General features: G+C 72.8%; 18 protein-coding genes and 1 riboswitch. Of the genes, 11 read left to right on the top strand and 7 right to left on the bottom strand.

Features of this window, described 5'->3' with window-relative positions; all coding sequences use genetic code 11:
• The first annotated feature begins 1 nt into the window (after position 1).
• Both WFH32_RS13290 and WFH32_RS13285 read left to right on the top strand, forming a co-directional pair.
• Positions 2-658: a response regulator transcription factor gene (locus WFH32_RS13290; RefSeq protein ID WP_138823018.1), complete on the top strand. Its 657-nt coding sequence runs from the start codon at positions 2-4 to the stop codon at positions 656-658.
• The gene (locus tag WFH32_RS13285) at positions 655-2,025 is read left to right on the top strand and encodes a sensor histidine kinase (RefSeq protein ID WP_336707824.1); all 1,371 of its coding nucleotides are present in this window, start codon (positions 655-657) and stop codon (positions 2,023-2,025) included. Before WFH32_RS13290 ends, WFH32_RS13285 begins: the two co-directional genes overlap by 4 nt.
• Here the strand turns inward: WFH32_RS13285 and WFH32_RS13280 are convergent.
• The 3 genes from WFH32_RS13280 to WFH32_RS13270 form a co-directional block, all read right to left on the bottom strand.
• On the bottom strand, positions 1,958-3,436 hold the full coding sequence (locus WFH32_RS13280) for an ATP-binding protein (protein WP_336707823.1): 1,479 nt from the start codon (positions 3,434-3,436) through the stop codon (positions 1,958-1,960). The two genes, WFH32_RS13285 and WFH32_RS13280, sit on opposite strands and share 68 nt — an antisense overlap.
• Before the next feature lie 99 nt (positions 3,437-3,535).
• Positions 3,536-4,141 carry a dihydrofolate reductase gene (locus tag WFH32_RS13275; protein ID WP_336707822.1) on the bottom strand — a complete coding sequence of 202 codons (606 nt, stop codon included), beginning with the start codon at positions 4,139-4,141 and terminating at the stop codon, positions 3,536-3,538.
• The gene (locus tag WFH32_RS13270; protein ID WP_191794971.1) at positions 4,138-4,950 is read right to left on the bottom strand and encodes a thymidylate synthase; all 813 of its coding nucleotides are present in this window, start codon (positions 4,948-4,950) and stop codon (positions 4,138-4,140) included. The genes WFH32_RS13275 and WFH32_RS13270 overlap by 4 nt, the downstream gene beginning before the upstream one ends.
• Positions 4,951-5,058: 108 nt before the next feature.
• On the opposite strand from WFH32_RS13270, the gene WFH32_RS13265 reads away from it, so the two are divergent.
• From WFH32_RS13265 to WFH32_RS13255, 3 genes are all read left to right on the top strand, one after another.
• The gene (locus WFH32_RS13265; protein ID WP_191794970.1) at positions 5,059-5,538 is read left to right on the top strand and encodes an OsmC family protein; all 480 of its coding nucleotides are present in this window, start codon (positions 5,059-5,061) and stop codon (positions 5,536-5,538) included.
• 63 nt (positions 5,539-5,601) lie between these two features.
• A complete protein-coding gene (locus WFH32_RS13260) occupies positions 5,602-6,624 on the top strand; it encodes a hypothetical protein (protein WP_336707821.1) in 1,023 nt (340 codons plus the stop codon).
• The gene (locus WFH32_RS13255) at positions 6,621-7,190 is read left to right on the top strand and encodes an SRPBCC family protein (RefSeq protein WP_336707820.1); all 570 of its coding nucleotides are present in this window, start codon (positions 6,621-6,623) and stop codon (positions 7,188-7,190) included. The genes WFH32_RS13260 and WFH32_RS13255 overlap by 4 nt, the downstream gene beginning before the upstream one ends.
• A gap of 129 nt (positions 7,191-7,319) precedes the next feature.
• On the opposite strand, the gene WFH32_RS13250 is transcribed toward WFH32_RS13255, so the two are convergent.
• A complete protein-coding gene (locus WFH32_RS13250; protein WP_336707819.1) occupies positions 7,320-8,267 on the bottom strand; it encodes a PadR family transcriptional regulator in 948 nt (315 codons plus the stop codon).
• 389 nt (positions 8,268-8,656) lie between these two features.
• On the opposite strand from WFH32_RS13250, the gene WFH32_RS13245 reads away from it, so the two are divergent.
• The 5 genes from WFH32_RS13245 (at position 8,657) to WFH32_RS13225 (ending at position 14,250) form a co-directional block, all read left to right on the top strand.
• Positions 8,657-9,607, top strand: coding sequence for a dimethylarginine dimethylaminohydrolase family protein (locus WFH32_RS13245; RefSeq protein WP_191796300.1), 951 nt, complete (start codon positions 8,657-8,659; stop codon positions 9,605-9,607).
• Positions 9,604-10,875 carry an ornithine--oxo-acid transaminase gene (gene rocD / locus WFH32_RS13240; protein WP_336707817.1) on the top strand — a complete coding sequence of 424 codons (1,272 nt, stop codon included), beginning with the start codon at positions 9,604-9,606 and terminating at the stop codon, positions 10,873-10,875. Before WFH32_RS13245 ends, rocD begins: the two co-directional genes overlap by 4 nt.
• Positions 10,876-10,885: 10 nt before the next feature.
• Positions 10,886-12,157 (top strand): aminotransferase class I/II-fold pyridoxal phosphate-dependent enzyme, encoded by a 1,272-nt coding sequence (locus WFH32_RS13235; RefSeq protein ID WP_318244125.1) that lies wholly within the window; start codon positions 10,886-10,888, stop codon positions 12,155-12,157.
• Between the two features lie 261 nt (positions 12,158-12,418).
• Complete coding sequence (locus tag WFH32_RS13230; RefSeq protein ID WP_336707815.1) at positions 12,419-13,408, top strand: ATP-binding cassette domain-containing protein; 990 nt, start codon at positions 12,419-12,421, stop codon at positions 13,406-13,408.
• Entirely contained in the window at positions 13,408-14,250 is an 843-nt protein-coding gene (locus tag WFH32_RS13225) for an ABC transporter permease (protein WP_191796297.1), read from the top strand. The genes WFH32_RS13230 and WFH32_RS13225 overlap by 1 nt, the downstream gene beginning before the upstream one ends.
• Before the next feature lie 88 nt (positions 14,251-14,338).
• Here WFH32_RS13225 and WFH32_RS13220 read toward each other — a convergent pair whose 3' ends face one another.
• The 3 genes from WFH32_RS13220 to WFH32_RS13210 form a co-directional block, all read right to left on the bottom strand.
• Complete coding sequence (locus WFH32_RS13220; RefSeq protein WP_336707813.1) at positions 14,339-15,283, bottom strand: universal stress protein; 945 nt, start codon at positions 15,281-15,283, stop codon at positions 14,339-14,341.
• 186 nt (positions 15,284-15,469) lie between these two features.
• Positions 15,470-16,120, bottom strand: coding sequence for a C40 family peptidase (locus WFH32_RS13215; protein ID WP_336707811.1), 651 nt, complete (start codon positions 16,118-16,120; stop codon positions 15,470-15,472).
• 137 nt (positions 16,121-16,257) lie between these two features.
• Positions 16,258-16,420: riboswitch (cyclic di-AMP (ydaO/yuaA leader) on the bottom strand.
• A 214-nt stretch (positions 16,421-16,634) separates the two neighbouring features.
• Positions 16,635-17,351 (bottom strand): metal-dependent transcriptional regulator, encoded by a 717-nt coding sequence (locus WFH32_RS13210; protein ID WP_336707809.1) that lies wholly within the window; start codon positions 17,349-17,351, stop codon positions 16,635-16,637.
• A gap of 133 nt (positions 17,352-17,484) precedes the next feature.
• Between WFH32_RS13210 and serC the strand changes: the two genes are divergently transcribed.
• Positions 17,485-18,618 (top strand): phosphoserine transaminase, encoded by a 1,134-nt coding sequence (gene serC, locus WFH32_RS13205; protein ID WP_336707808.1) that lies wholly within the window; start codon positions 17,485-17,487, stop codon positions 18,616-18,618.
• Positions 18,619-18,677 lie beyond the last annotated feature (59 nt).

Below are 18,677 nucleotides of genomic sequence, written 5' to 3'. Positions count from 1 at the left end.
TGTGCGAGTACTGGTGGTGGAGGACGAGGAGCTCATCGCGCAGGCCGTCGCGACGGGCCTGCGTCGCCTCGCGATGGCGGTCGACGTCGCGCTCGACGGGCACGAGGCGTTGGCGCGGATCGACGTGAACGCGTACGACGTCGTCGTGCTCGACCGGGACCTGCCCGGCGTCCACGGCGACGACGTGTGCCGGGCGATCGTGGCCTCGGACGGGGACTCGCGCGTCCTCATGCTCACGGCGTCGGGCGGCGTGCTGGACCGGGTGACCGGGCTCGACCTCGGCGCCGACGACTACCTCGTCAAACCGTTCGCGTTCGCCGAGCTGAGCGCCCGCGTCCGGGCCCTGGGACGCCGGGCCCGCCCTGCGGCGCCGCCCGTGCTCGAACGCTCTGGCCTGCGCCTCGACACGAGCCGGCACGAGGTCTACCGGGAGGGGCGCTTCGTGCACCTGTCGCGCAAGGAGTTCGGCGTCCTGGAGGAGCTGCTGCGAGCCGACGGCCGGCCCGTCTCGGCCGAGCACCTGCTCGAGAAGGTGTGGGACGAGAACATCGACCCGTTCACGGGCGTCGTGCGCTTCACCATCAAGCAGCTCCGCCGCAAGCTCGAGGACGCGTCGCTCGTCGAGACCGTCACGGGCGTCGGGTACCGGGTCCCGTGAGGCTCCCCCGCCCCGCGCTGCGCCCGACCCTGCGGGCCCGCCTCACGGCCGTCTACGCCGCCGCGTTCGTCGTCGCAGGAGCGGTGCTCATCGCGGTCCTGTACGTCCTGCTCGCGGCGGCGATCGACCGGCAGCCGGTCGACTCGGTCGGCCTCGCGGTGGGCGCGGTCGAGGCGGCCGACCTCGGTACGTACTCGACCCTCGACCCGTCGCTGACGGCCGAGCTCGTCGCGGGGCAGACCTTCCCGCTGCACGCCGCGGAGACCGTGGACCCCGCGATGACCCTCTCGAGCGGGGCCGACACGTTCGCCGACCTGCGCAAGGTCGTCGAGATCAACAACCAGGAGGCCCGCGACGCGACCCTGCGCAACGTGCTCACCTGGTCGATCCTCGCGCTGCTCGGGATCGGCGTCCTCGCGGTCGGCTTCGGGTGGGTCATGTCGTCGCGTGTCCTCGCCCCGCTGCACCGGATCACGGCCACCGCCCGCCGCGTCGCGGACGACAACCTTCACGAGCGCATCGCGCACACCGGCCCCGACGACGAGCTCAAGGACCTGGCGGACACGTTCGACCAGATGCTCGAACGCCTCGACCGGGCGTTCGACGGCCAACGACGCTTCGTGTCCAACGCCTCGCACGAGCTGCGCACCCCGCTGACGATCACCCGTACCGTCCTCGAGGTCGCGCTCGACGACCCCGGCACGCACGACGACGCGCGCCACCTGGGCGCGACGCTGCTCGCCGTGAACGCACGCCAGGAGCGCCTCATCGAGGGCCTCCTGACGCTCGCCGCCGTGGACCAGGCGCCGCTCGTCCCCGAGCCCGTCGACCTCGCCGAGGTCGCCGCACAGGCCGTCGCGACCGCGGGGCGCGCGGCCCGCGACGCCGACGTCGACCTGCACCTCGACGCCGAGCCGACCCCGACGCAGGGCGACGCGGTCCTGCTCGAACGCCTCGTCCAGAACCTCGTCGACAACGCCGTGCGCTACAACGAGGCGGGCGGCCGCGTGGCCGTCGCGACGCGCCCCGGCCCGGACGGGTCGGTCGAGGTCGCAGTCTCCAACACGGGCCCCGTCGTGCCGTCCTACGAGGTCGAGGCGCTGTTCGAGCCGTTCCGGCGGCTCGGACGCGACGGCGCCGTGGCCGACCGCCGCGGCGGCTACGTGCGGGGCGGCGTGGGGCTGGGACTGTCGATCGTCCGCTCGGTCACGACCGCGCACGGCGGCCAGGTCTCGGCCGAGCCGCGCGAGGGCGGTGGGCTCACGGTCGTCGCGCGGCTGCCGGGCACGCGGGGACCCGTCAGCCCGGCATCGGCACCGGCACGTCCGAGCCGCCCTCGACCGTTCGCCGCGCTCCCATCTGGATGATCGCCGGGGCTGGCACGAACCCTCCCGCGACGAGCGCCTCGCCCTGACGGAAGAACGGCGTGGCCGCGAGCAGCTCGGGCGGCGCGAAGCCGTAGACGCTCTCGAGCTCGGCCAGGTCGGCAGGCGAGCTCATGCGCATGACGATCACGTTGTCGCACTGCGAGAGCACGTTGGGGTGGATCTTGGAGGGCCGCTGCGTCGAGAGCAGCAGCCACAGCCCGAACTTCCGCCCCTCGGCGGCGATCTGGATCACCCGCTCGGTCGTGAGGCGCTGGAGCTGGGTCGCGGGCTCGGCCGAGACCACGTTGTGCGCCTCGTCGATCACGACGAGGCGAGGCTTGCGCTCGGCCCGGCCCGCCCACAGGTCGTCGAGCAGCGCGAGCGAGACCGCGAGCTGCTCCTCGTGCGTGTGCAGGCTGCCGAGGTCGACCACGACCGCGCGCGGCCCCTCGTCGAGCACCTCGCTGACCGACTGCCCGACACCCGCCCACACGTCCCAGTCCAGGATCCCCAGGTTCTCGACCCGCTGGGCGAGGCGCAGCGCGTCGGGCTCACCCGTCGCGCGCAGCGCCGACGGGATCGAGTGCGGGTTGAGCATGCCCTCGGCCGCGATGCTCCGGTGACCTGCCGCGGCCGCGCCGACCGCGCCCGCGAGGTCCCCCGGCCCTGCGGCGTTCTCGAGCATCCGCAGGAACGTGTTGTACTCGCCGCGGTCGGTCAGCGGGTCGAGCTGCAGGACCGCAGCCTGGCTCGCGGCCTCCATCGCGGTGAGCCGGGCCGTCACCGGGTGGTGGTCGCCGTCGTTGCGCAGGACGCGCACGTCGAGCTCGCGCAGGCGTGCGGCGTCGTCGGGCGACGCGGTCTCGAGCAGCTCGCCGATCCGCACGAAGTCGGAGTTCGGGTCGAGGATGACCATGGGCAGGTCGGTGTCGATGAGGAGCTGTTCGAGGAGCACCCCGAGCGCGTACGTCTTGCCCGAGCCCGACTGCCCGCACAGGAACGTGTGCCGGTTGAAGCGGTGCGGCTGGAGCAGGGCGTCGACGTTCCCGCGGCTGTGGTGCAGCTCGCCGATGCGCAGGGTCGCGCGCTCGCGCGCCTGGAGGGCTTCGAGCACCCCGGCACCGGCGGGCGTGAGGTCGTGCGACGTGAACGGGTCGCCCCCGGACCCGACCACCGTGCCGTCGGGGCGCAGCTCCCCGAGGACCCGCCCGTGCCCGACGGCGTCGCCCGCCTTGGTCGCGCGCGTCAGGACCTGCCCCATCACCAGGGCGTCGCCGGGGTGCTCGGCCGCCTCCGGGAACGTGACGCCGATCGTCACGAAGTCCCCCGGCCCGATGCTCGACTCCCTCGGCAGGCGGTACGTGAACCGGCGTCCGTCGAAGGACTCGGCGAGCGTGGTCTCGGTCGTCATGCGGGGCCTCCGGGGTCGCAGGTCGCGGTGCACGACAAGGATCGACCCGCACGCCCGGAAGCGCACCCGCAGGCGAGGACGCGGGCCGGTCGGACCGGGCTAGGGCCGCCGCTCGTACGTGAGGAACCGGAACCGGACGCCGTCGGCCGAGGTCTGCCAGTCCTCGAGGACCTCCCCCGCACCGCCGGGGCCACCCGGTGAGCCCGCGAGCGCCCAGTCGCCGTCCGGACCGGCTGCGAGCGCGGGCGCGAACGCGTCGCCGTCCACCTCGAGGTCGATCTCCGTGACGATGCAGCGGTGCGCGAGGGGCAGGGTCGCGGCGTACACCTGCGCGCCGCCCATGACCCAGACCTGTCCCGAGCCCGACTCCTCGGCGGCTGCCGACGCGCGCGCCAGCCCTTCCTCGACGGACGGGGCGACCACGACGCCGGTGCCGGTCCCGCCCGGGCGGGCGGCGCCGTCGGGCAGCCAGTCCTCCTGGCGCGTGACGACCACGTTGAGCCGACCCGGCAGGGGGCGGAAGCGCGGCGGGAGCGAGTCCCACGTGACGCGGCCCATGAGGACCGGGTGGCCCGTGGTGACGCGGCGGAAGTGCGCGAGGTCCTCGGGCAGGTGCCACGGCATCCTACCGCGGGCCCCGATGACGGGACGGCCCGCGGCGTCGCGCGCCTGGGCCCAGACCAGTCCGAGCACCGGACGGCTCACACGGCCACCGGGGCCTTGATCGTCGGGTGGTGCTGGTAACCCACGACCTCGACGTCCTCGTACGTGTAGTCGAACAGCGAGTCGCGCGGGGCCAGGCGCAGCGTCGGGGCCGGGTAGGCCTCACGGCTGAGCTGCTCGCGCACCTGCTCGACGTGGTTGTCGTAGATGTGGCAGTCGCCGCCCGTCCACACGAAGTCGCCGACCTCGAGGCCGGACTGCGCCGCGACCATGTGCGTGAGCAGCGCGTACGACGCGATGTTGAACGGGACGCCGAGGAACAGGTCCGCGCTGCGCTGGTAGAGCTGGCACGAGAGCCTGCCGTCGGCCACGTAGAACTGGAACATCATGTGACAGGGTGGCAGCGCCATGCCCCCGAGCTCGCCCACGTTCCACGCCGAGACGATCATCCGGCGCGAGTCCGGGTTGGTGCGCAGCGTCTCGAGGACCTGGCTGACCTGGTCGACGTGCTGGCCGTCGGGCGTGGGCCACGAGCGCCACTGGACGCCGTACACGGGGCCGAGCTCGCCGTCCTCGTCGGCCCACTCGTCCCAGATCTTCACGCCGTGCTCCTGGAGCCAGCGCACGTTCGAGTCGCCGCGCAGGAACCACAGCAGCTCGTAGACGATCGACTTCAGGTGCACGCGCTTGGTCGTGACGAGCGGGAAGCCCTGCGACAGGTCGAAGCGCATCTGGTGGCCGAACACGCTGCGCGTCCCCGTCCCCGTGCGGTCCGACTTGTGCGTCCCGGTCTCCAGGACGAGCCGGAGAAGGTCCTCGTAGGGCGTGGGAATCGGCTGCTGCGCGGGCATGTTGCGAGTGTAGGCAAACCGATCACCGCAGCGCGCTCCGGACCACGAGGTGTCCTGCGGTCCGAACACCCGGATCGGCACCACCCCGAGGATGGGAAGATCAACAGCATGACGAACCCCACAGCCGCAGCCGAAGAGATCCCCGCGTCGTCCCCGTCCCCGGCGGACGCCCTGTGGGTCGAGCGCACCGGCACCCGCACGTACACCGGCTTCTCCGCGCGTGGCGCGAGCGTGTCGATCGGCCCGGCGAGCGCGGGTGCCGTCTTCACCCCGGGCGAGCTCCTCAAGATCGCGCTGGCCGCGTGCGCGGGCATGAGCAGCGACGCGCCGTTCGCGCGCCGCCTGGGCGACGACTACGAGGTGACGATCCGCGTCGACGGCGCCAAGGACATGGCCGAGGACCGCTACACGGCCATCACCGAGCACTTCGAGATCGATCTGACGGGCCTCGAGGACGACGCGCGCGAGCGTCTCCTGAAGGTCGCGGACCGCGCGATCGAGACCACGTGCACCGTAGGGCGAACGGTCAAGAACGGTGCGACAGTGGAGCACACCTTCGGCCCGGTCGTGGGTGCGGTCGGCGAGTGATCGCCGCCTGATCCCGCGGTCTCGGTCGCGGGGTCACCAGGAGCCACAGGAGGGAGTCGTCCGATGGGTCGCAAGAAGAAGGACACCGACACCCAGATGGCCGTCTGGGGAACGTCGGACAGCGTACGACCGGTGCCGCAGCCGCACTCGCACCTGACGGCGGTCCAGGACGCCCCCGAGGGGGCGCCGGCCGACGACTGGGGCGACCTGCGCAGCACGCCCCTGCTCGACGCCGCGCTCGACAAGGCCGTCACCATCCCGTCGTCCGTCATCCACGCGCACGTCGACGGGCTGCGCCGCCGCAACCCGCACGCGTCGCCCGCACAGATCATCGGCATCCTCGAGCGCGAGTACCTCATGGTCATCGGCACGGCCGGGGGCGCGGTCGGGGCGGCCGCGGCCTTCCCGGCGGTCGGCACGGGCGTGGGCATCGCGCTGACCGCGAGCGACGTCGCGACGTACTTCGGGTCATCGGCCGCGTTCTCGCTCGCGGTCGCGGACGTGTACGGCTTCGAGGTCGACGACGCCGCGCGCCGCCGCGCCCTCCTCCTCGCGTCGGTCCTCGGGGACAAGGGCTCGCAGCAGGTCGAGAAGGCCGTGGGCGGGTCCGCGATGGCGTGGGGCAAGGTCCTCATGACGAGCATGCCGGCGAGCACGCTCAAGCAGGTCAACAAGGCCCTGACGAACAAGTTCCTGCGGACCCAGATGGTCAAGCACGGGGGCCTCGCGATCGGGCGGCTCGTGCCGTTCGGCGTGGGCGCGGTCGTGGGGGTCGCGGGGTCCCGCGCGCTCGGCAAGACCGTGATCAGCCAGTCGCGGCGGGCCTTCGGTCCACCGCCGCAGGCGTTCCGGCCCGTGCTGGAGGTCGTCGAGGTGCCCGACGGCGCCGCTCCCCCGCTGCTCGTCCCCGCACCAGCCGACCGGCTCGGCATCGTCGACGCCCCGGTGCGCGGTGCGGGACCCGGAGTGGTCGACGAGGCCGCCGAACGGGACGCCGCTCGCCGGGCCGGAGGCTCGGCCGGGACGGACGGCACGCCGCGCGGCATCCGGTCGGTGCGCTGGCGCCGACCCAGGAAGACTTCGTGACGCCTGAGGACCAGGGGGGTCGCGCGTCGACGCCCGGCCGCGTCGAGCTCACGCACGTGCTCCCGCTCAGCGCCGAGCGTGCGTTCGCGCTCGTCGCCGACGTGCGGACACACCCGCGGTGGGTGCCGCTCAGCCGCGGGGTGTTCCACGGTCCCGAGGGTTCGCCGGTGCCCGCGACCGCCTGGCGTCCGGGCGTCGGCGCCGAGTTCACGATGGTCTCGGGACCGTTCGCACCCCAGGGAGCGCCGGGCTTCCCCGACCGGATGCGGATCACCCGCTGGGAGCCGCCCGGCGACGAGGGGCAGGCGGGTCGCGCGACGTACCTGAAGCTCGGGCCGGCGCTGCTCGGGGAGGCGGGGATCGTCGTCGTGCCCCTCGCCGGCCACCACCTGCCCGCCACGACGCCGCACGAGCCCGTCGCGCGGTGCGCCGTGACCTGGTGGGAGGACGTGTACCTCGCCGGTCCGCTGCCCCGGGCCGTGACTGCGCCGTTCGCGGCACGCGTGCTGGACCTCATGATCCGGCTGTCGCTGCACCGTCTGGACACGATGGTGGCCCGGGGCTGAGCCCCCCCTCCGCACGGCCCTGCCCCCCGGCCCCCGGTGCCGAACATGCGGGTGGCGTTCGCCGAACACGCGGTGGGCGTCGGGATCCGACTGGATTCCGACGCCCACCGCATGTTCGGCACCGTGGGGTCAGGCCTCCGAGGCCGGGGACTCCGGGCTCGGCGGCGTCTCGGCGTCCGGCGTCTCCGCCGGACCCGCGAGGATCAGGTAGAGCTCGCGCCGCGCGCGCTCGAGGAGCGCGGCGGCCTGGGCCACCTGGGCGTCCGAGCCGGACCGGGCGACCTGCCTGAGGGCCTCGGCGACCTGCTGGAGCGCCCCGCGGAGCTGGCGGGCCGGGCGGACCCCGCCGTCGGCGGCGTCCTGCCACGGCGTGCCGAGCTCGTCGGCGTGCTCGGTGACGTAGGTGCGACCGTCGTCGGTGAGGCTCGCGAGCTTGCGCCCGCCCTCGGCCGTGATGGTCACGAGGCCCTCGTCCTCGAGCAGGCTCAGCGCGGGGTAGATGGCGCCGGGGCTCGGCCGCCACGTGCCCGAGGTGCGCTCGCCGATCTCCTGGATGACCTGGTAGCCGTGCATGGGCTCCTCGGCGAGGAGGAGCAGGATCGCGGCGCGGATGTCGCCGCGCCCGGCACGACCGCCCGGTCCGCGGCCACCGGGGCCGCGGTGTCCGCGACCGCGCGGGCCGCCGCCCGGGCCACCAGGGCCGGCGCCCGGGCCACCAGGGCCGGCGCCCGGCCCGCCGCGGTGCCCGCGGGGGCCGCGGCCCTCGAAGCGGTCGTCGAAGCGCTCGTCGTGGCCGTGGTGGCCCGGGTGGCCCGGGTGGTCGTGATGGTCGTGCCCGTCAGGACGGGCGGACCCGTCAGGACGACCGGCACGGTCAGGACCGGCCCCGTCGGGTCGTCCGCCGCGGCCGCCGCGCGGGCCACCGGGGAAGTCAGCGTCGGGTCCGAAGCCCTCGGGCTGGGGGAAGTCGTCGCGTCGGCGACGGGGTCGGCCCCCGAAGGGGTCGAAGGCGCCGGCGCGGCCGGAGCGGTCGCGGGGCGGGCGGGAAGAGTCTGGGTGCTGATGGGGGGTACGCATGGGGTGTCTCCTGACGAGTCCGTGTGTCTGTGGGGGGGGCCCTCCGCAGGGGCATGCCGAGCGATGGGCTCGGGGGACGGGTGCCGGCGGGTTCTCGTCGGTCCTCCGACGGGTCCTCGGCCTGGCATCCGGGTCGTCGACGCTGCGCGGCCTGTGCCGCACTCTCCGCGTCGATGAGTTAAAGATATATCGTTGACGTATCGATAGTCAACCCCGGATCTCGATCGGGTTGCGGAGCCCGCGCGGGAACCGTCCAGGTCGTACAGTGACGGGAAGGCCCCGGGCACTCGCGCCACGGGACCGGCAGTCGCTCAGCAGTCACCGTGCAACGACGCACACCCCGCACCGTCGCACGTCCCACGCCCGCTCCGGACCAGACAGAGGCGCAGATGACGACCAGCACGCCCGGACCCACGCAGGTCCCCCGGCACTACCTGATGTGCCGCCCCACGTACTTCACGGTCAGCTACGAGATCAACCCGTGGATGGACCGCGCCCGCCCGGTCGACACCGCGCTCGCCGTCTCGCAGTGGGAGCGCCTGCGTGACGTCTACCTCGACCTCGGGCACCGCGTCGAGCAGATCGACCCCGAGCCCGGCCTGCCCGACATGGTCTACGCGGCCAACGGCGCTACCGTCGTCGACGGCCTGGTCTACTCGGCCCTGTTCCGCCACCCCGAGCGGGCGCCCGAGGGCCCGGCCTACCTCAAGTGGTTCGCCGACCGCGGGTACGTGACCCACACGGCCGACCACGTCAACGAGGGCGAGGGCGACCTCCTCGTCGCAGGCGACGTCGTCCTGGCCGGGACCGGGTTCCGCACCGAGCGCAGCGCGCACCAGGAGGCAGCCGACCTGTGGGGCCGCGAGGTCGTCACGCTCGAGCTCGTCGACCCGCGCTTCTACCACCTCGACACCGCGCTCGTCGTCCTGCGCGGCAGCGAGGGCGCGCCGCGTGTCGCGCCGGGCGGCACGCCGCCGCCGTTCCTCACTCCCCTGCCCGACGGCGCCGCGCACCCCCTCGACCCGCCGCACCCCGGCGCGGCTCGTGCTGCGGTCGAGGTGCCCGTGGACCTCGCGTACTACCCGCCGGCCTTCTCGCCCGCGTCCCAGGAGCTCCTGGCCGAGCGCTTCCCCGACGCGCACCACGCGACCGAGGCCGACGCCCTGGTGCTCGGCCTCAACGCGGTGAGCGACGGGCGGCACGTCGTCCACGCCCCGGCAGCGACCCACTTCGCGGGCGCCCTCGCCGAGCGCGGCTACGAGACGCTCGCGGTCGACACGTCCGAGCTCCTGCGCGGCGGCGGCGGCGCCAAGTGCTGCACGCTGGAGATCCGCTCGTGAGCGCCCAGAGCCAGACGGCCCCCGCCTCCGCGACCACTGCCGGTGCAGCACCCGACCACCTCGCGCACAACTACCACCCGCTGCCCGTGACCATCGCCACGGGCGAGGGCGCCTGGGTCACCGACGTCGACGGTCGGCGCTACCTCGACCTGCTCGCCGGGTACTCGGCGCTGAACTTCGGGCACCGCCACCCGGCGCTCGTCGAGGCCGCGACCGAGCAGCTCGGGCGCGTGACCCTGACCTCGCGCGCGTTCGACCACGACCTGCTGCACCCGTTCGCGGACCGCCTGACGCAGCTGATCGGTCCGCTGGTCAGGGACGGCGGCCCCGGCGCGACCCCGATGATGGTCCCCATGAACACCGGCGCCGAAGCCGTCGAGACCGCGATCAAGATCGCCCGCAAGTGGGGCTACGAGGTCAAGGGCGTGCCGGCCGGGCAGGCGAGCATCGTCGTCGGGCACGGGAACTTCCACGGGCGCACCACGACCATCGTGTCGTTCTCCGACGACCCCGACGCGCGGGACGGCTACGACCCGTTCACGCCCGGCTTCCGGCTCGTGCCCTACGGCGACGCCCGCGCCGTCGCGGACGCGATCGACGAGACCACCGTGGCCGTCCTCATGGAGCCGATCCAGGGAGAGTCGGGCGTCGTCGTGCCGCCCGACGACTACTGGCCGACGCTGCGCCGCGTGTGCGACGAGCGCGGCGTCCTGCTGATCGCGGACGAGATCCAGTCAGGACTGGGCCGGACGGGGACCACGCTCGCGTGCGAGCTGTGGGACGTGAGGCCGGACCTCGTGACGCTCGGCAAGGCGCTGGGCGGCGGCGTCGTCCCCGTGTCGGCGGTCGTCGGGCGCAGCGACGTCCTGGGCGTCCTGACGCCCGGCACGCACGGGTCGACGTTCGGCGGCAACCCGCTCGCGTGCGCCGTGGGGCTCGCGGTCGTCGCCCTCCTCGAGACGGGCGAGCACCAGGCCCGGGCACGTGACCTGGGGACGCACCTGCACGCTCGGCTCGCGAGCCTGGTCGACGACGGTCTGCTGACAGGTGTCCGAGGTGTCGGGCTGTGGGCCGGGATCGACCTCGACCCGGCCCGCGGGACGGGCCGCGACCTGTGCGAGGCACTGCTCGCGCGGGGCGTCCTGGCCAAGGACACGCACGGCTCGACCATCCGTCTGGCCCCCCCGCTCGTCGTCGACCGTCCAGACCTCGACCTCGGGATGGCCGCTCTGCGTGACGCACTGACGCAGCTCGCCGCGGATCGGTAGAGTCCGGAGGGTGACCACTCCTGCCTCTGACACCTCCACCCGCCTCGCCGAGTGGCAGCAGGCCTACACCGACCTGCAGTCCCTCGGCCTGAAGCTCGACCTGACCCGCGGCAAGCCCTCCGCCGAGCAGCTCGACCTCTCCGACGCCCTCCTGGCACTTCCGGGCGCAGGAACGGTCACCGACGCCGACGGCACCGACGTGCGCAACTACGGCGGGCTCGACGGCCTGCCGCAGGTCCGCCGCATCTTCGCCGAGCTCCTCGACGTCCCCGTCGCCCAGCTCCTCGCGGGCGGCAACGCGAGCCTCACGCTCATGCACGACACGCTCGCGTTCGCCATGCTGTTCGGTCTGCCTGGTTCCGAGCGGCCGTGGTCGCGCGAGGAGAAGGTGCGTTTCGTGTGCCCGGTCCCGGGCTACGACCGCCACTTCGCGCTGTGCGAGGCCTTCGGCATCGAGATGGTCACTGTCCCCATGACGGCCGACGGCCCCGACGCCGAGGCCGTGGCCGCGCTCGTCGCGGACGACCCCACCATCAAGGGCATGTGGGTCGTGCCGACCTACGCCAACCCGGACGGCTCCGTGGTCTCGCGCGAGGTCGCCCAGCGCCTCGTCTCGATGCCCGCTGCGGCCCCGGACTTCCGCATCATGTGGGACAACGCGTACGCGGTGCACCACCTCACCGACGTCGAGACCGAGTCCGCACCCGCCCTGGCCCTGGCGGCCGAGGCCGGGAACCCGGACCGCGTGCTGCTCTACGCGTCGACCTCCAAGATCACGTTCCCCGGCGCGGGCGTCGCCTTCCTGGGTGCGTCCCCCGCCAACGTCGCCTGGTACAAGAAGCACCTCGCGGCCCAGTCGATCGGCCCGGACAAGATCAACCAGCTCCGCCACGCCCAGTTCTTCGGGGACGCCGACGGCGTGCGCGCGCACATGCGCAAGCACCGCGACGTGATCGCCCCCAAGTTCGAGGCCGTCGACACCATCCTGCGCGAGCGCCTGGGAACCGACTCCGGCGCCTCGTGGACCGCGCCGCTCGGCGGATACTTCGTGTCGCTCGACGTCGTCCCCGGGACCGCGGCGCGCGTCGTCCAGCTCGCCAAGGAGGCGGGGATCGCCCTGACTCCCGCGGGCGCGACGTTCCCGTACGGCAAGGACCCCCACGACGCCAACATCCGCCTGGCACCGACCCTGCCCCCGCTCGACGAGGTCCGGGTCGCGATCGACGGCGTCGCGACGTGCGTCCTGCTCGCGGCGGCCGAGAAGGCGGCTGCGGACGCCTGACCTCCTCCTCCCGGAGCTGTCAGGACCAGCGTGACCTCTGGTCCATGCTCGTCCTGACGAGCGCTGCTCCCGACGGGCGGCCACGGACCCCTGGTCCGCGGCCGCCCGTCGTCGCATGATGGAGGGATCGCTCGCCGTCGGGTCCCGGGCACACCTGGCCCGCTCGGCGTCCCGGCCGACCGTCGCACCGATGAGTTCCCACGCCCCGGACGGTCGAACACTGGACAGACCCGTGCACCACCCACGACACAGGGAGCACGCATGACCAGCGCACCAGACCTGGCGATCGAGGCCCGCGGCCTCGTCAAGCACTTCAAGGAGACCCGGGCCGTCGACGGCATCGACCTCGCCGTCCCGACAGGCACCGTCTACGGCGTCCTGGGCCCCAACGGCGCCGGCAAGACCACCGCCGTCCGCATGCTCACGACGCTCCTGCGCCCCGACGCCGGGACCGCCCACGTCCTGGGCCACGACGTCCTCACCCAGCCCGACGCCGTCCGCTCGCTCGTGGGCCTCACGGGCCAGTACGCGTCGGTCGACGAGGACCTCACCGGCGCCGAGAACCTCATCGTCATCGCGCGCCTGTACGGCTTCTCGACGCTCGCGGCGAAGCGCCGCGCCCTGGACCTCATGGAGGCCTTCGGGATCGCGGAGGCCGCGAACCGGCCCGTCAAGACGTACTCGGGCGGCATGCGCCGCCGCATCGACCTCGCGGCGAGCCTCGTCATGAGCCCGCGCGTGCTGTTCCTCGACGAGCCCACGACCGGCCTCGACCCCCGCAGCCGCAACCAGGTGTGGGACATCGTCCGCGTCCTCGTGGCCGACGGCGCGACCGTCCTGCTCACGACCCAGTACCTCGAGGAGGCCGACCAGCTCGCGGACCGCATCGCGGTGATCGACCACGGCAAGGTCATCGCCGAGGGCACCGCGACCGAGCTCAAGCGCTCGGTCGGCGAGGGCTCGGTGTCCCTGCGGCTCGCCTCGTCGGGCGACCGCGGCCGGGCCGCGGAGATCGTCGAGCGGGTGCTCGGTGCGGAGGTCGTGCTCGCGCAGGACCCGTACGCGTTCTCTGCACGCGTGCCCGACGACGGCGCGGACCTCGCAGCACGGCTCCTGCCCGCCCTCGCCGAGGCCGGGATCGCGGTACCCGAGTTCACGCTGGGGCAGCCGAGCCTCGACGAGGTGTTCCTGGCGCTCACGGGCCAGCCGGTCGACGAGGACGAGCAGACCGACCACGAGGAGGTGGCCTGATGGCCGCGACCCAGACCGAGGTGATCACGACCCCGGAGGCGCAGGTCCTGCGCGCGGCGATCGCGATCGACCAGCACCCGACGCGGCCCTCGCCGCTCGCGAACACCTTCACGTTCGCGTGGCGCGCGCTGCTCAAGATCAAGCACGTACCCGAGCAGCTCTTCGACGTCACCCTGACGCCGATCATCTTCACGCTCATGTTCACGTACCTGTTCGGCGGCGCGATCGCCGGGGACCCGGAGACGTACCTGCAGTACCTGCTGCCCGGCATCCTGGTGCAGACGGTCCTGATCATCACGGTGTACACGGGCTTCACGCTCAACACCGACATCACCAAGGGCGTGTTCGACCGGTTCCGCTCGCTGCCCATCTGGCGCCCGGCCCCGATCGTGGGGGCGCTCCTGGGTGACACGGTCCGCTACACGATCGCGTCGGCGATCACGGTCGGTCTGGGGTTGGCGATCGGCTTCCGGCCCGACGGCGGAGTGGTCGGCGTCCTGCTGGCCGTGGCGCTGCTGCTGGTCTTCGCCTTCGCGATCAGCTGGATCTTCACGATCCTCGGGCTCGTCATGCGCACGCCCAACGCCGTGATGGGCGTCTCGATGCTGGTCCTCATGCCGTTGACCTTCGCGTCGAACATCTTCGTGAACCCCGACACGATGCCCTCGGGGCTCAAGGCCTGGGCCGAGATCAACCCGGTGAGCCACCTGGCCACCGCGGTGCGCGCCCTCATGGCTGGCACGGCGACGTTCGACCAGATCGGGTGGGTCCTGCTGGCCTCGGTCGTGCTCACGGCGATCTTCGCGCCGATCACGATGCACCTGTACCGGACACGCAACTGAGCCTGCGGCTCCGGCGTGTCCGCGCCGGTCCGTCAGAGCGGGCGTGACCCCCAGGTCACGCCCGCTCTGAGGGGTGGCGAAACGGCCGTCAGCCGGCCTGGTCGTCCGCCGCGGGTGCCTTGTCGTCCTCGCAGCGCTTGGTCACGACCATCACGGGGCACGCCGAGTGGTGCAGCACGGCCTGGCTCGTCGACCCGAGGAGCAGGCCCGTGAAGCCGCCGCGTCCCCGCGACCCGACGACGATGAGGTCCGACGCGGTGGAGAACTCCGTGAGCAGCTCGGCACCGGTGCCGTCCAGGACGATGCGCTTGATCGTCACGTCGGGGTTCTCGGCCTCGTGGCGGTCCACGATGACGTTGAGCCCCTCGGTGATGTCGTCGAGCACCTGCTGGTGGTCGATGGAGGCGGGCAGCCACGCGAGCAGGCCCGCACCTGCGCCCACGGGGACCCCCGCCACGGCGACGAGCTCGGCCCCCCACGCCCGGGCCTGCTTGATCGCGTGGCGCAGCGCGATGTCGGCCGACGGCGACCCGTCGACACCGACCACGATCCGCTTGAGCGGGTTCACCGCAGGGAGCTCGGCCTCGTCGTCCGGTCCGCTCTTGAGCGGCACGACGACCGTGGGGCACCTCGAGTGGGCGGGCAGCGCCGACGACACGGTGCCCAGGAGACGCTCGGTGAAACCGCCACGCCCTCGCGTGCCGACCACGACCAGGCCGTAGTCCTTCGAGAGCTCGACGAGCACTCCCGCGGCGTCCCCGGTGGCGATCGCTGCGGTGGTCCTGACACCTGCCGCCTCGGCGCGCTGGGTGGCCTCGGCGAGGACCGCCCTGGCCCCTTCCTGGATCGCGGTGTCGTCCAGGGCCGCGTAGCCGCCGTCGAGCGAGGCCGCGGTGAAGGAAGGGAGGGAGTACGAGCACACGATGTGCAGGGGCCAACCGACCTGGCGGGCGTACGCGGCCGCCCAGTCCAGCGCGTGCAGGCTGGGGGTCGATCCGTCGACGCCGACGAGCACGATCTCCGCACGGGTCATGGTTCCGTCTCCTTCCGAGGGCAAACGTCCATCCTGAGACAAACCTATCGAAAGAACTGGCAAAGTCACACCGGCGCGCACACACCGGGGACGGGTCCGACGCAGAGAACCCCGCCCCTCCGCACGAAGCAGAAGGACGGGGTTCTCGGCCGGTTCGCGGAAGGTCTTCCGCTGTTCCGGGTGGTCTCAGGCGACGCGGATGAACGTTGGGTTCGACTGCCAGATCTGGCGGACCTGGATGGTCTTGCCGGGGCGCGGTGCGTCGATCTGCATGCCGTCGCCGGCGTAGATCGAGATGTGACCGGGGGTCCAGATGAGGTCGCCCGGCTGAGCGTCGGCGGCCGACACCTTGGTGCCGACGCCGCCCTGAGCGCTCGAGGTGCGCGGCAGGCTGATGCCGGCCTGGGCGAAGACGTACTGGGTGAAGCCCGAGCAGTCGAAGCCGTCGGGCGAGGTGCCGCCGTAGACGTAGGGAACGCCCACGTAGCGGGTGGCGATCGAGACGATCGCGGAGCCGGCGGCCGAGGCCGGGACCTGGACGGGCGCGGCCTTCTCGGTGGTCGCGGTGGTCGCCGCGGTCGAGGTGCGCTGGTTGGAGCGCGACGGGGTCTGCGTGGCGCGCGTCTCGACGACTCGCTCGACGACGGGCTCCGGTGCGGGGGTCACGGCGACGGCCGCGCTCTCGATCGCGAAACCGGCCTCAGCGGCGACCGTGACGGCCGGTGCCGACTCGAGCGCGGCGCGGGCCTGAGCCGTGAGCGCGTTCAGGTCGACGGTGTTGAGCTTGGTCGAGTCCTGCTCGACCGGTGCTGCGTTGGCAGCCGTACCGCCCAGCATCGAGACGATGAGTCCCGACGAGGCAGCGACGACAGCGGTGCGGCGGCCGACGGAGGAAGCCGTCGCCGCCGAAGCAAGGGTGGAAAGCGGGCGTCGTGCTGCACGATGGCGTGCGCCGTTCGTCACTGCGTTCACTAGTTACCTCTCCTGGACGCCTGCGAGGTCAGCTGTCGGGTTCGGGTGGGAGAATCACCCGGCCGTCCGGACCGAGGTCCTTCTGGCTTCACCCCAAGGGCACCGTTGCCGGTACCCGAATTTGGGTCCCCCGTCCCTGTCAGCGGGTCGTGGTGTTCCTCTCGCGGTGACAGGGTTAGGCGTTCCGCGCGAGGGCTTCGACGAATGAGTCTTCCGTGAAGCAGAACCGACCGTACAGGACCGCTCGGAGAATGTCACGTTCCCATCACGACGAGCTCGCAGACCCTGCCGGACCGGGACGAACCACCCCGGGCACAGCACCGCCCCCGTGCCTGCCGGAGCGGCGGCGCGGGGGCGGCGACGGCCGTGGTGCGCCCTGTCAGGGTGCCGTGACGAAGATGTGGCGCGCGACGTCGTCGGGCAGGTCGAGAACCGTCTCCGCGCCCTCTGCGGAGACCGTGAACGACCCCGCCTCCGGCGTGACCGCGACCTCCTGGCGGGGCAGGATGCCGGCAGCCGCGAGGCGCGCGAGCAGGTCCGTGTCCGTCTGGAGGGGCTCCGCGATGCGCTGGACGACGACGCGCAGCTCGCCGGGGGCGCGCCCCGCACGGTCCGCAGCGGCCACGTAGGACGGCAACGACACGACGCCGTCGAGGTACTCGATCTCCTGGATCTGCTCGCCCAGCTCCGACAGGCCCGGGATGGGGTTGCCGTACGGGTCGTAGTGCGGGTGGTCGAGCAGGCCGATCAGTCGCTTCTCGACGAGCTCGCTCATCACGTGCTCCCACCGGCAGGCCTCGACGTGCACGAACTCCCAGTCGAGCTTGATGACGTCCGTCAGGAGGCGCTCCGCGAGACGGTGCTTGCGCATGACGCGCTGCGCCTTCGCGTGGCCGTCGGGGGTGAGCTCGAGGTGACGGTCGCCCGTCACCACGACCAGACCGTCACGCTCCATGCGCGCCACCGTCTGGGAGACGGTGGGCCCCGAGTGGCCGAGACGCTCCGCGATGCGCGCGCGCAGAGGGACGATCCCCTCCTCGTCGAGCTCGTAGATGGTCTTCAGATACATCTCGGTGGTGTCGATCAGGTCGGTCACGTCGCGCTCCTGTCGCTTGGGGGCTTGGGGGCACCTGCCGCACCGGCGGGCCGCTGACCACTAGTTTAGGTCCGAGCCACCGACATTGTGGACGGCGAGCGGTGTTCGCGCCAGGCCGGACTATCGTTGCCCCGTGCCCGAGCCCACCCAGATCACCGTCCCCCCGCACCTGCTGCCCAGCGACGGCCGCTTCGGCTGCGGCCCCTCCAAGGTCCGCGAGGCGCAGGTCCGCGCGCTCACGGAGGCGGGCACGTCCCTGCTGGGGACCTCTCACCGCCAGGCGCCGGTCAAGTCTCTGGTCGGTCGGATCCGGTCCGGCCTGGCCGAGCTCTTCGACGCCCCGGAGGGCTACGAGGTCGTCCTGGGCAACGGCGGGTCGTCGGCGTTCTGGGACGTCGCGACGCTGTGCCTGGTGCGCGAGCGCGCCCAGCACGCGGCGTTCGGCGAGTTCGGCGCCAAGTTCGCGACCGCGACGACGCGTGCGCCGTTCCTGGCCCCCTCGCAGGTGATCACCGCTCCGCCGGGCTCGGTCGCCCTCCCCGAGGCCGCGGACGGGATCGACGTCTACGCCTGGCCCCACAACGAGACCTCGACGGGGGCCATGGCCCCCGTGCGCCGCGTCCCCGGTGCGCGCGAGCAGGGGGCGCTCACCCTGGTCGACGCGACGTCGGGCGCGGGCGCCCTCCCGGTCGACCTCGCGGAGACGGACGTCTACTACTTCGCGCCGCAGAAGGTCTTCGGGTCCGACGGCGGGCTGTGGGTCGCGATCATGTCGCCCGACGCCGTCGCGCGGGCCCAGGAGATCGAGTCCGGCGACCGCTGGGTCCCCGAGTTCCTCTCGCTCGGCGCGGCGATCACGAACTCGCGCCAGGACCAGACCCTCAACACCCCGGCGGTCGCGACGCTCGTGACGTTCGCCGAGCAGGTGGACTGGCTCAACGAGCAGGGCGGCCTCGCGTGGGCGAGCGCCCGGTCCGCGACGTCGGCCCGGACCCTGTACTCGTGGGCAGACTCCCGCGACTGGGCCACCCCGTTCGTGACGCGCCCCGAGGACCGGTCCACCGTCGTCGGGACGATCGACCTCGACGAGTCGATCGACGCGGCACAGGTCATCGCCGCGCTGCGCGCCAACGGGATCCTCGACGTGTTCCCCTACCGCAAGCTCGGGCGCAACCAGCTCCGCATCGGGATGTTCCCCGCGATCGAGCCCACGGACGTCGAGCTGCTCACGCGCAGCATCGACTTCGTGGTCGACGCACTGGCCTGACCCCCCGACGAAAGATGCCCGCTCCGCCAGCTGTGGCGGGGCGGGCATCGTCGTGCCGG

It is taken from the genome of Oerskovia sp. USHLN155, assembly GCF_037145535.1.
Lineage (GTDB): Bacteria > Actinomycetota > Actinomycetes > Actinomycetales > Cellulomonadaceae > Oerskovia > Oerskovia rustica.
Note: the sequence above shows the minus strand (reverse complement) of the source record. Positions and strands in the feature narration are given on the sequence as shown.